Here is a 12,417-nt window from a genome sequence, read left to right on the forward strand (position 1 = left end):
GATAGCCAACCAAGCACTTGCTTGGTTGACTATATAGCACACAAAAAGCCGCGATCGTTCCTACGGATTCTTCACACTGACCAGGCTCATCAGCCCCGCCAGCGGGAAGTCACCCTCCAATTCCGCCAGGCTGGCGGTGTGCATCGGTTGCGGTTGGCGCTGGTGGCCATGCTGCAAAAAGCTGATCAGGCTACCCACCAAAGGCTGGTGGCTGACCAGCAGCACATTGTCATCGGTGTCGAGTTTTTCCAGCACCTGCAACGGGTTGCCTTCGGGGGTCAGCCACGGCACCGTGCGGATCTGCGGCTCGAACCCCAACGCATCGCGCACCAGGTGCGCGGTCTGCTGCGCCCGCACATACGGGCTGGCGATGATGGCGGCGATGGGCTGGCCGATCAGGTGCGCAGCACTGCGCAAGACTTCGCCACGGCCATGCTCGGTGAGGTTGCGTTCGGCGTCGGTGCGGGCGTGCCCTTCGGCCTCACCGTGACGCAAAATCCACAGTTTCACAGTTTTGGCTCTTCATCGCGGGCCGGGTGCGGCGCAGGCGGCACGCTGTGCGCGGCTTCGCCTTCGGGTGCGCGTGGGGTCGGCCAATCGGCGAACGGCCATGGTTTTTGCTCGGTATGGAAGCTGCCGAAACGGCCGATCTGCGCGAGAAACTGGCTGAGGCTGTCGCCAAAATTCATCAAGCCAAGGTTCGGCGCGCTGTAGACCAGGCGATAAATCAGTTGCACCACCACCAGCGCACCCAGCAGAAACTGCGCGACTTGCCACACCAGGGCAAACACCAGCATCCACAGAATGCGCAGCAGGATGGACTCGTATTTAGGGGCGTCTTTCGGGTCGTTCATGGCGCGTTCCTCAGTTGAAACCACTGGTGGAAATAAAGTCGACATCGGTTTTCGGCTCAGCGCGCATCAGCAGCTCGATGACCTGGTTCAAGGTGCGCCCTTCAAACAGGATCGCGTGCAACCCGGCGACCAGCGGCATGTACACCCCAACTTCCTGGGCTTTGGCCTTCAAGACCTTGAGCGTGTTGACCCCTTCAGCCACTTCGCCCAGGCGCGTCACCGCGTCTTCCAGGCTCAATCCCTGGCCGAGCGCAAAACCGACTTGGTAGTTACGGCTCTTGGGCGACGAGCAGGTCACGATCAAGTCGCCCACGCCGGCCAAACCCAGGAAGGTCATCGGGTTGGCGCCCTGGTTCACCGCAAAGCGCGTCATCTCGGCCAGGGCGCGGGTGATCAGCATGCTCTTGGTGTTTTCGCCCATGCCGAGGGCGACGGCCATGCCAGCAATGATTGCGTAGACGTTTTTCAGCGCACCACCCAGCTCGACGCCAAAGCGGTCGCCGCTGGCGTAGACGCGAAAGGTGCGGCCATGCAACACGGCCTGGACGCGCTCGCACAGGGCCTCGTCTTCACTGGCGATGACCGTGGCGGTGAGCGCGTGTTCGGCCACTTCCCGCGCCAGGTTCGGCCCGGACAGCACGCCGATACGCGCCTTGGGGGCGATCTCTTCGAGGATCTCGCTCATCAACTTGAAGGTCTGCGCCTCGATGCCCTTGGTCAGGCTGACCAGCAGCTTGCCCGCCAGGCGTTCGGCATGGGGCGCGAGCACCGAGCGCAGGGCGCTGGACGGCAGCGCGACAAAGCACAGGTCGCAGGCGGTGAGGGTTTCGAGCAAGTCGGTAACCGGCTCGACGGCCGGGTGCACCTTGATGCCTTTAAGGTAACGGGGGTTTTCCCGGTGCACGCGAATGGCCTCGGCCTGCTCGGGATCGCGCATCCACTGGCGCACCGCGTGGCCGTTCTCAGCCAGCAGGTTAGCCACGGCGGTACCAAAACTTCCGCCTCCCAGGACCGCAATAGGGCGCTGTTCAGTCATATGCAATCCGTTAATCCATACCAGTGGCGATGGCGGCATTATACGGGGCGACCCGCTTGCGGCCAGCCCCCGTGTCAATTCACGCGCTTGTCGGAAAATGCCATGCCTGTGTGAAGTAAATGCAAGGGCGGCGACTGGCAAAAGGCCCCGCCTCAGTTAACATGGGCGGCTATCCGTAATTATCAAGGCCGTGCCGTGTATTTGGGCCCTCCTCCCCGCTCATCTGTGTTGTTGATGCTGTTGTGCAGTGCACCTGCGCTGGCTGATGACCTGTTCCTGGACAGCCAGCCACTGCCGCAAGTGCTGACCGCCACCCGCCTGAAACAATCGGCCGCCGCCGTGCCGGGCAGCATGACCGTGATCGACAGCGAGCTGATCAAGGCCAGCGGCGCACGGGATATCAGCGAACTGCTGCGCCTGGTGCCGGGGATGATGGTCGGCTACACCACCGGCAACCAAGCGGCGGTGAACTACCACGGCACCAGCGCCAGCGATGCCCGACGCATGCAGGTGCTGATCGACGGGCGCTCGGTGTACCGCGCCGGTTTGGCAACCGTGGACTGGAGCGATATCCCGGTGGCCATGGAGGATATCGAGCGCATCGAAGTGTTCCGTGGCCCCAACACCGTCAGCTATGGCGCCAATGCGTTGATGGCGGTGGTCAACATCCTCACGCGTTCGCCGGCCAACAGCCAGGGCACGCGGGTCAAGGTCATCCGTGGCGAACGCGGGATCAACGACTTCTACGCCAGCCAGGGGGTGGGCTGGGAAACCGGTGATTTGCGCCTGTCCCTGTCGGGCCAGCAGGACGATGGTTTTGACAGCGATGCCACCGGCGCCGACCGCCGTGACAGCCGTCGCCTCAGCCGCTTCAGCCTGGCAGTGAGCCAGACGCTGAACGCGCAGCAGAGCATCGACTGGCAACTGGACGCTAAGGAAGGCACCAACCAGCGCCCCTACACCTACACACCGGTCTTCGCCGGGATTACCGAAGGCGGTACCAATTCTGACGTTACCGCCAAGGACTACGCCGGTTCCCTGCGCTGGAATTTCGACTTCAACCCGGAGCACAGCCTGTATATCCAGGGCTCGGCGCAGCAGTGGGATCGCCAACAGGTGTGGAAAGCCTGCGACGCCAAGGTGTCCTTCAGCCCGGAGCTGACCCGCCTGTGGCAGCTCAATCCCAACTACGCCGAACAATTGGCCCGGCACATGGACACCTACAGCCAGGGCTCCGCACCACCGGGCAGTGCCGCCGAGCAGGCCCTGGCCAATCAGGTGCTGGACCAGTGGCGCAATGGCGCCAGCCAGAGCGTGTGCGGTGACATCGACCAGAGCACCCGCGAAAGCCGCTACGACATCGAGGTGCAGGACACCCTCAGCCTGTCCGACAGCCTGCGCCTGGTCAGCGGCATGAATTACCGCTACGACCGCGCCGACTCCGACACCTACTTCAATGGCACCCTCGACGACACCACATGGCGCCTGTTCGGCCACCTGGAATGGCGGGCCAGCGAACACTGGCTGCTGCAAGGCGGCGCGATGTACGAAGACACCCACTTGAGCGGCAACTCGCTGACGCCGCGGGTGGCGGTCAACTATTTGATCAACCCGCGCCACGGCCTGCGCGCGGTGTATTCCGAAGCGATCCGCTCGCCGGACATGTTCGAGAACAACGTCAACTGGAGCTACCGCGTCACCAACCTCAGTTCGCCGGCCTACGGGCAGAACTCCGGCCAGTACTTCGTGGTGACCCGCGGCCCGGGCAACCTCGACAAAGAACTGATGCGCTCGCGGGAACTGGGCTACAACGGATTCTTTGCCGACCTCGGGCTGAATGTGGACGTGAAGCTGTTCTATGACGAAATCACCGACATGATCAGCTCGCCCCTGCGCAACAACCAGTACATTGCCAGCAACGCCAACAGCTCACGCTTTACCGGCGCCGAAACCCAGTTCGACTGGCGCATGAGCAACGCCGACCGCCTGCGCCTGACCTATGCTTACGTCGACACCACCGCCAGCAACCCACTGGACAAGCTGCAGACAGCGCGTAACAGTGGCTCGGCCGGTTGGCTGCGTGAATGGGGCCACGGCTGGTCCAGCGCGCTGTTCTACTATGGCGACGACGCACTCAATCAATATCGCTTCGAACGGGTCGACCTGCGGGTGGCCAAGCGCATAGCCCTGGGCAAAGCCAACGTGGAGCTGGCCGGCATGTTGCAAGAACGCCTCGATAACCAGCCCACCACCTGGGCCGACAACAATTACGACCATCGCCATGTGCTCTATTTCAGCGCGGAGTTAGAGTTCTGACATGGGCGATCAGTCACGGATGACCCTCCTCTTTGTTTCACGCCTGTGGCGACGCGGCCTGCTGCTGGCGTGCCTGCTGTTGACCGCGCCGGCCTGGAGCGCCGACATCCTGCTGACCGCCGCCGAAGACAGTGCTGGGGTCCAGGCATTTGCCCAGGCGCTCGCCCAGCAGCGCCCCGAAGACCACGTCACGTTCACGGCGCTCAAGGACCTGCCTGCGCCGAACCAGCTGCCCTCCAACACACGCCTGATCCTGCTGGACTTGCCCGGCCTCGACTGGCGCCTGCAAGACACCCAGGGCCCGCCGACCCTGGTGCTGCGCATCAGCCGCCTGCAAGCCCGACAACGCTTGGGCACCGCCCACCCGGCCAAAATCAGCCTGCTGTGGAGCGACCCTCCGCTGGAGCGCCAGTTGAACCTGATCGCCAGCATCCTGCCTCAGGCACGGCGCATCGGCGTGCTCTACGGCGCCGACAGTGAGTTCCTGCTGCCGGAACTGCGCCAGTACGCGACGCCCAAAGGGTTGGAAATCGTGCCGCAGCGCTGGGACAACATCAGCGACAGTCGGCCGTTGCAAACCCTGTTCAAAAACAGCGACGTGCTGCTAGGCCTCGATGACCCACAGCTGTACAACCCGAAAACCGCGAAGAATTTGTTGCTCAGCAGCTACGCCCAGCAATTGCCGCTGATAGGGCCCAACGCAGGGTTTGTGCGGGCCGGCAGCCTGGCCAGCACCTACAGCGACCAGACCGATTGGCTGGCTGTGCTCGACCGCCTGCTGGACCACCCGCCCGCCAACTGGCCGCGCACCTTGTACCCGGAACACTTCAAAGTCGTGGGCAACCCGCAAGTCGCGCGCTCACTGGGTATCGAACAGGTGGATGAAGTCGCCGTCGCCGCCCGCTTGGCCGAAGGAGAAAAACGCCCATGACCTTGCGTCGTCGTTGGGACATCAACACCCGCACCCAGCTCATTACCCTGGGCCCGGCGCTGTTGCTGACGTTGCTGTTGATCAGCTTCTTTACCTTCGTGCGTATCCAGGACCTGCGTCAGGAACTGGATCACACCGGCCAACTGATCGCCAACCAACTGGCACCGGCCACCGAGTACGGGGTGATTTCCGGCAACAATGATGTGCTCGACAGCCTGTTGCGCGCCACGTTGGCCACGCCCCATGTGCGCTTCCTGGAAATCCAGGACAGCACCGAGAACATCCTGGTGTACGTCGAACAACCGTCGGAAAAACACGACCGCTCGTTGTCGGTCAAAGTCTTCCAGGCGCCGATTCGCCTGCAACACATCCAACTGGGCAATGACTTCTTCCAAGACAACCTGAACGAACCCAAGGCGCCCCGCGCGGACTACCTGGGCCGCGTGATCGTCGGCATGTCCAACGATGCCTTCAGCCAGCGCCAGCAGGAGATCCTGTTCAAGGCCGGCATCCTCGCGCTGTTCGCCCTGCTGTTTACCTTCCTGCTCGCGCGGCGCCTGGCGGCCAGCCTGTCGCAGCCGATCAGCGCCATGGGCCACGCGGTGAAGGCGATCCAGCAAGGGGATTATCAGACGCCCCTGCCGATTGTGGATGACTCCGAACTGGGCGACCTGTCGCGGCATATCAACAACCTGGCCGAGGGCCTCAACCAGGCCAGCCGCGAACAGCAGCAGGCCATGGCGCAACTGATCCAGACCCGCGAAGAAGCAGAACGGGCGAACAATGCCAAGTCGGACTTCCTGGCGATGATGAGCCACGAACTGCGCACGCCGATGAACGGCGTGCTGGGCATGTTGCAGCTGCTGGAAACCACCGAGATGACCGAGGAGCAGACCGAATACGCGGCGCTGGCCTCCGAGTCCACCGAACACCTGCTCAAAGTCATCAACGACATCCTCGACTTCTCCCGTATCGAGCGCGCCGCGCTGGAGCTGGAACATATCCCGTTCAACCTCGCCGAGCTGATCAGCAGCTGCGCTCAGGCGTTCCAGCACAGTGCCCAACAGCGCGGGCTAGCCCTGGAACTGCCGATTCCGGCAGGTATGGCCTCGTTGCGCGTGCAGGGCGACCCGACGCGCATCCGCCAGATCCTGGTGAACCTGATCGGCAACGCGCTGAAGTTCACCGAGCACGGCACCGTCACGGTCGAACCCCAGTGGCAGACCCTGGACCACGAGTTGGTGTGGTTCACCTGCACCGTGCGCGACAGCGGCATCGGGATTTCCGCGGAACGCCTGGAGCTGATGTTCGACGCATTCCAGCAGGCTGACAGTTCCATTTCAAGACGTTACGGCGGCACCGGCCTGGGATTACCAATCGCCCGCACACTGGCCGAACGCATGGGCGGCACGCTGCGCGCCCAGAGCGAAGAAGGCCGGGGCTCGGTGTTTACACTGGAAATCCCACTGGCCATCGACCAGCACAGCTTGCCCGCCATCACCCTGGACGCCAGCGGTAAAGGCAGTGCCGGGGAGGGTCGGCATGTGTTGCTGGTGGAGGACAACCCGGTCAATCGCACCGTGGTCGAGGCCATGCTGCGCAGCCTGGGCTTTGAAGTGAGCCTGGCCACCGACGGTGCCGAGGCGATCCGCAGCGCCGAGAGCCTGATTTTCACGGCCATCCTGATGGACTGCCGCTTGCCGCTGATCGACGGTTACGAAGCCACCCGGCAGATCCGTCAACTGCCGGGCTGCGCCGACCTGCCGATTATTGCCCTGACGGCCAACGCCTTGCAGGGCGACCGCGAAGCCTGCCTGGCAGCCGGAATGAACGATTACCTGGCCAAGCCGTTCAAACGCACGGATTTGCAGCAAATCCTGCAGCGCTGGGTGCAATAGCGCCGCGCCATCAGCCAACTCCGACTGGCATCAAAGACGAAAGTGCGGCAGTCTTAGGCACCCGAACGGGCCGATAAACAGGCCCGGTTTAAAATTTCAGTGAACAAGTGTACATTCAGTGCCTTGACGCTGTGACTTTCACTACAACGCAATAGTCTATGTGTAGGCTGCCGGTATGAGGCGTAACGCTTCAGTCGGTTCGGGAAGATTTGCCCTACCCTGCCGCATGGGATTATTGAGGAGCTCGCATGACCAAACAAAACGCCTTTACTCGGGAAGACCTGCTGCGCTGCAGTCGCGGTGAGCTGTTCGGCCCAGGTAACGCGCAACTGCCCGCCCCGAACATGCTGATGGTGGATCGCATCACCCATATCAGCGAAGAGGGTGGCAAGTACGGCAAAGGTGAATTGGTCGCCGAGCTGGATATCACCCCGGACCTCTGGTTCTTCGCCTGCCACTTCGAAGGTGACCCTGTGATGCCAGGCTGCCTGGGCCTCGACGCCATGTGGCAACTGGTCGGTTTCTACCTGGGCTGGCAAGGCCTGCCGGGCCGCGGTCGCGCCCTGGGTTCGGGCGAAGTGAAGTTCTTTGGCCAGGTACTGCCAAGCGCCAAGAAAGTCACTTACAACATTCAAATCAAGCGCGTCCTCAAGGGCAAGCTGAACCTGGCCATCGCCGACGGTTCGGTGACTGTCGACGGTCGCGAGATCTATACTGCCGAAGGCCTTCGGGTCGGCGTATTCACTTCCACTGACAACTTTTAAGGGTTATCCGCATGCGCCGCGTCGTTATCACTGGTCTGGGCATCGTTTCTTGCCTGGGCAATGACAAAGAGACCGTCACCGCTAACCTGCGTGCAAGTCGCCCTGGCATCCGCTTCAACCCGGAATATGCCGAAATGGGTCTGCGTAGCCAGGTTTCCGGCTCCATCGACCTGCCCCTCGAAGAACTGATTGATCGCAAGATCTACCGCTTCGTCGGCCACGCTGCCGCCTATGCCTACCTGGCCATGAAAGACGCGATCGCCGACTCCGGCCTGAGCGAAGACCAGGTATCGAACGTACGCACCGGCCTGATCGCCGGCTCCGGCGGCGCATCGACCCTGAACCAGATGGAAGCGCTGGACATCCTGCGCGAAAAAGGCGTGAAGCGCGTTGGCCCGTATCGTGTTACGCGGACCATGGGCAGCACCGTTTCGGCCTGCCTGGCCACGCCGTTTGCAATCAAGGGCGTGAACTACTCGATCTCCTCCGCGTGCGCCACCAGTGCTCACTGCATCGGTACTGCGGTTGAGCAGATCCAACTGGGCAAGCAGGACATCGTGTTCGCCGGCGGCGGTGAAGAAGAACATTGGAGCCAGTCGTTCCTGTTCGACGCCATGGGCGCCCTGTCCACCCAGTACAACGAAACCCCGGAAAAGGCCTCCCGCGCCTACGACGCCAAGCGTGACGGTTTTGTCATCGCCGGCGGTGGCGGCATGGTAGTGGTCGAGGAGCTGGAACACGCTCTGGCCCGTGGTGCCAAGATCTACGCGGAAATCGTCGGCTACGGCGCGACTTCCGACGGCTATGACATGGTTGCCCCAAGCGGTGAAGGCGCCATCCGTTGCATGCAGATGGCAATGTCCACCGTGGATACCCCAATCGACTACCTGAACACCCACGGCACTTCGACTCCGGTCGGCGACGCCAAGGAAATGGAAGGCGTGCGTGCGGTATTCGGCGACAAGGCGCCGGCCATCAGCTCCACCAAGAGCCTGTCGGGTCACTCCCTGGGCGCCGCTGGCGTTCACGAAGCGATCTACTGCCTGCTGATGATGGAAGGCAATTTCATTGCCGGTTCGGCCAACATCGACGAAATTGATCCGGTTGTGGCTGATATGCCGATCCTGACCAAGACCGTCGAGAACGCAAAAATCGACACCGTGATGAGCAACAGCTTCGGCTTCGGTGGCACTAACGCCACCCTGGTGCTGAAACGCTGGCAGGGCAAGTAAGGCCTGCAGCTTGATTGAATGAAAAAGCCCCGACTGGTTCGGGGCTTTTTTATGGGCAATCAATTCAGGACCGAGTCGTCTGCATCGCAGGCAAGCCAGCTCCCACAGTGACCGCAATCCTTCAGGATGTACTCGGTCACTGTGGGAGCTGGCTTGCCTGCGATTGGGCCAACGAGAGCTTGCGCCCTACACCGAAAAGCGCGCCACCATGGTGTTCAAATCCATCGCCAACCGCGACAGCTCCTGGCTCGCCGCACTGGTCTGGTTCGCCCCGGTGGACGTCTGGTGCGCCAAATCGCGAATATTCATCAAATTGCGATCCACCTCTCGCGCCACTGCCGCCTGCTGCTCAGAGGCACTGGCAATCACCAGGTTGCGCTCATTGATCAGGGTAAAGGCCGAGGCAATTTCCTCCAGCGCCGTGCCCGCCGATTTGGCGATATCCAGGGTGGAGCGTGCACGGCTGTTGCTCAGTTGCATGGAATTGACCGCCTGGTCGGTGCCCTGCTGGATCCCGCTGATCATCACCTCGATTTCCTGGGTCGATTGCTGGGTGCGATGGGCCAACGCGCGTACCTCGTCGGCCACTACCGCAAAGCCGCGCCCGGCATCCCCGGCCCGTGCAGCTTCGATGGCGGCATTCAGTGCGAGCAAATTAGTTTGCTCGGCAATCGAGCGAATCACGTCCAACACCTTGCTGATGCCATAGACCTTCTGCGCCAGGTCCTCCACCTGCGTGGCATTGGCCGTTACGTCCGAAGCCAGGGCTTCGATCGACACCACCGTCTGGTGCACCTGCTCGCGCCCGTGCTGGGCGATGCGGTCTGACTCGCGGGACGCCTGGGACGTGGCCACCGCATTGCTTGCCACCTCCTCCACCGCCGCTGTCATCTGGTTCACCGCCGTGGCGGCCTGCTCGATCTCCTGGTTCTGCTGATGCAGCCCGCGGGTAGCGTCTTCGGTCACACAACTAAGCTCCTCAGAGGCCGAGGCCAATTGGTTCGAGGACTCGGCAATCCGCCGGATAGTGTCGCGCAGGTTCTCCTGCATGCCCTTGAGCGCCTGCTGCAATCGCGCAGGCTCGTCCTTGCCGGTGACGCTGATCTCGCCCGTCAGGTCGCCGCTGGCCACGCCTTGGGCGACTTTCAGCGACTGGGCCAGCGGCAGCACAATGCTGCGCGTCAGCCACACCGCCAGGCCGATGGTGATCAGCGCCGTCAGCACAATCATGCCGACCACCCAGCTACGGGACTGGCTGAACACGCTTTGCGCGAGGTTTGCCGCATGGTTGGCATTGGTTTTGTTCAACTCGACCAGGTCGTGCAAGGTGCCGGCCATTTCATCGGCCAACTGGTTCATCTCACCGTTGACCACTTTGATCGCGTCTTCCAACTGATTGGCCTTGGAAAACCCCATGACCTGCTCCTGGCGCTGCAGGTATTGCTGCTCCTGGGCCTTGAAGCGATCAAACAGCGCGTGCTCTTCAGGCAGCACGATCAGCGCTTCATAGAGGGTTTGGGCGTGGTGCAAGCCACTTTTGAGGTCGACCAGCTTCTGTTCATTCTGTGCCAGTGCCTGCGGGTCGCGATTGACCAGCAAGCGCAGGGTCAGCGCGCGCACCCGCAGCAGGTCCTGGCTCATCTCCCCCACCGCCATCACGCTGGGCAGCCAGTTGTTTTCCACCTGGTCCGACTGCTGGCGCATATTGGCCATCTGCAACAGGGCAAAACCGCCCAAGGCGAACACCATCAACGCCAGCACGCCGAAGCCCAGACCGGCGCGGGGGGCGATATTCAGACTACGGATACTCATGCCTGGATTCCTTCCAAATGCGCTGCATCCACCTGCAGCAGGTCTCATGAAAGGTATCGGCCCTTGTCCTTTTTTGCGTAAGACCAAAACGCGATATCAATACGCAGCACAATCGCGACGGCATTGGATGGATAAATACGGAACACCACAGTGCCAGCATGCTCTATACCTTCATGACCCTTTCTCCTGCCGCCCTGTGAGGTTCACCATGCCTGTTACCGTCAATACCCTGAACCACGACAACTTCCGCCACAGCGTGAACATCAATAACCACGAGCTGTTCACCGACCTGCCCAAGAGCCTGGGCGGCGACGATTCGGCGCCCTCCCCCCATGATTACTTCGACGCCGCCCTGGCCTCCTGCAAGGCATTGACGGTGAAGCTCTACGCGCAGAAAAAAGACATCCCGCTGACCGGTGTGACCGTCGAGGTGACCCATGACAGCAGCGAAGAGCAAAAGGGCAAATACAAACTCAACGTTAAACTCACCCTCAAGGGCGTGCTGACTGATGAGCAGCGCGACGAACTGCACCGCGTGGCCGACCGCTGCCCCGTGCACAAGCTGATGACGACTGCAGAAGTCAGCATCGAGACGAAGCTGTCGGAAGGCGCCTTCAGCCAGTAGCAGCAACCTGGCATCGAGCGGGTTATGCTCAAGAGGCCTCTAACCCGCTCAGACAGGGACGCCCCATGACCACCCTCACCGTGATCCGCCCTCGCCCCGAAGATGTCGAGGGCCAGCCGATCCTGCGCCCGCTGCCCTCGCGGGAATGCCGCAGCGTTGGCCCCTTTGTGTTTTTTGACCATATGCTGCTCACCCGCTACGCGCCGGGCAGCGGCATGAATATCCGCCAGCATCCGCATATCGGGCTATCGACCCTCACCTACCTGTTTGAAGGCACGTTGCAACACAAGGACAGCCTGGGCTCGGACCAAGTGGTGCAGGCCGGCGATGTCAGCTGGATGACCGCCGGCAGTGCCATCGCCCACGTCGAGCGTACGCCCGAGGCGGTCAAGGCCAGCGGTTTCAGCCTGCACGGCCTGCAAGTGTGGCTGGCCTCCCCCAAAGACCACGAAACCGGCCCAGGGCATTACAGCCATCACCCGGCAGCGAGCTTGCCGGTCAGCGACAATCTGGGGGTGCAGATCCGCCTGATCGCCGGCAGTGGGTTCTGCCTCAAATCACCGGTCCCGGTGCTTTCGCCCACGTTGTACGCCGATGTGCAGATGCAGACGGCCACCACCTTGCTGATCCCGGACGAGCACGATGAGCGGGCGGTGTATGTGCTGGAGGGCGACGCGCAATTGGACGGTGAAGCGCTGGAGGTGCACAGCCTGGTGGTATTGCCGGCCGGCCGGGAAATGACCCTGTTTGCCGAAAGCGATTGCCACCTGGTGGTGTTTGGCGGTGCGCCGCTGGATGGGCCACGGCGAATCAACTGGAATTTTGTGGCGAGTGATCCGGCGGTGATCGAGCAGGCCAGGCAGCGCTGGGCGGCTGGGGATTGGCCGACGGTGCCGGGTGAATCCGAGAGAATTGAGTTGCCGGTGAGATAGTCATCGCCGGCAAGCCG

11 protein-coding genes and 1 pseudogene are annotated in these 12,417 nt (G+C 62.1%); 7 read left to right on the forward strand and 5 right to left on the reverse strand.

From position 1 onward, the window contains the following. Nucleotides 1–60 precede the first annotated feature (60 nt). From sixA to HX792_RS12945, 3 genes are read right to left on the reverse strand one after another with little or no spacing between them, the layout of a single operon-like run. Nucleotides 61–510, reverse strand: coding sequence for a phosphohistidine phosphatase SixA (sixA, locus tag HX792_RS12935; protein WP_176996477.1), 450 nt, complete (start codon nucleotides 508–510; stop codon nucleotides 61–63). Then, nucleotides 507–854: a DUF4389 domain-containing protein gene (locus HX792_RS12940; protein WP_176996478.1), complete on the reverse strand. Its 348-nt coding sequence runs from the start codon at nucleotides 852–854 to the stop codon at nucleotides 507–509. The genes sixA and HX792_RS12940 overlap by 4 nt, the downstream gene beginning before the upstream one ends. Nucleotides 855–864: 10 nt before the next feature. Continuing rightward, on the reverse strand, nucleotides 865–1,890 hold the full coding sequence (locus HX792_RS12945) for an NAD(P)H-dependent glycerol-3-phosphate dehydrogenase (protein ID WP_176996479.1): 1,026 nt from the start codon (nucleotides 1,888–1,890) through the stop codon (nucleotides 865–867). 195 nt (nucleotides 1,891–2,085) lie between these two features. Here HX792_RS12945 and HX792_RS12950 point away from each other — a divergent pair, with 195 nt between their 5' ends. From HX792_RS12950 to fabB, 5 genes are all read left to right on the forward strand, one after another. Further along, nucleotides 2,086–4,206 carry a TonB-dependent receptor plug domain-containing protein gene (locus HX792_RS12950; protein ID WP_371319351.1) on the forward strand — a complete coding sequence of 707 codons (2,121 nt, stop codon included), beginning with the start codon at nucleotides 2,086–2,088 and terminating at the stop codon, nucleotides 4,204–4,206. 1 nt (nucleotide 4,207) lies between these two features. After that, nucleotides 4,208–5,137 (forward strand): ABC transporter substrate-binding protein, encoded by a 930-nt coding sequence (locus HX792_RS12955; RefSeq protein WP_176996481.1) that lies wholly within the window; start codon nucleotides 4,208–4,210, stop codon nucleotides 5,135–5,137. After that, a complete protein-coding gene (locus tag HX792_RS12960; protein ID WP_176996482.1) occupies nucleotides 5,134–7,035 on the forward strand; it encodes an ATP-binding protein in 1,902 nt (633 codons plus the stop codon). The genes HX792_RS12955 and HX792_RS12960 overlap by 4 nt, the downstream gene beginning before the upstream one ends. 248 nt (nucleotides 7,036–7,283) lie before the next feature. Then, entirely contained in the window at nucleotides 7,284–7,799 is a 516-nt protein-coding gene (gene fabA, locus HX792_RS12965; RefSeq protein WP_003190035.1) for a 3-hydroxyacyl-[acyl-carrier-protein] dehydratase FabA, read from the forward strand. Between the two features lie 11 nt (nucleotides 7,800–7,810). Further along, the gene (gene fabB, locus HX792_RS12970) at nucleotides 7,811–9,031 is read left to right on the forward strand and encodes a beta-ketoacyl-ACP synthase I (RefSeq protein WP_176996483.1); all 1,221 of its coding nucleotides are present in this window, start codon (nucleotides 7,811–7,813) and stop codon (nucleotides 9,029–9,031) included. Nucleotides 9,032–9,217: 186 nt separating this feature from the next. Here the strand turns inward: fabB and HX792_RS30615 are convergent, their stop codons facing one another. Further along, nucleotides 9,218–10,081, reverse strand: coding sequence for a methyl-accepting chemotaxis protein (locus tag HX792_RS30615; RefSeq protein ID WP_371319353.1), 864 nt, complete (start codon nucleotides 10,079–10,081; stop codon nucleotides 9,218–9,220). Continuing rightward, nucleotides 10,073–10,891 (reverse strand): annotated as a pseudogene (locus HX792_RS30620) (MCP four helix bundle domain-containing protein); the annotation flags it as partial. The gene HX792_RS30615 and the pseudogene HX792_RS30620, both read right to left, overlap by 9 nt. A 160-nt stretch (nucleotides 10,892–11,051) precedes the next feature. Here HX792_RS30620 and HX792_RS12980 point away from each other — a divergent pair. Both HX792_RS12980 and HX792_RS12985 read left to right on the forward strand, forming a co-directional pair. Beyond that, nucleotides 11,052–11,468 (forward strand): OsmC family protein, encoded by a 417-nt coding sequence (locus tag HX792_RS12980; RefSeq protein WP_176996485.1) that lies wholly within the window; start codon nucleotides 11,052–11,054, stop codon nucleotides 11,466–11,468. A gap of 65 nt (nucleotides 11,469–11,533) precedes the next feature. Continuing rightward, nucleotides 11,534–12,400, forward strand: a complete 867-nt coding sequence (locus HX792_RS12985) for a pirin family protein (protein WP_176996486.1) — start codon at nucleotides 11,534–11,536, stop codon at nucleotides 12,398–12,400. The last annotated feature ends 17 nt before the right edge of the window (nucleotides 12,401–12,417 follow it).

Origin of the sequence: Pseudomonas sp. B6002 (assembly GCF_013385985.1) — a bacterium.
Lineage (GTDB): Bacteria > Pseudomonadota > Gammaproteobacteria > Pseudomonadales > Pseudomonadaceae > Aquipseudomonas.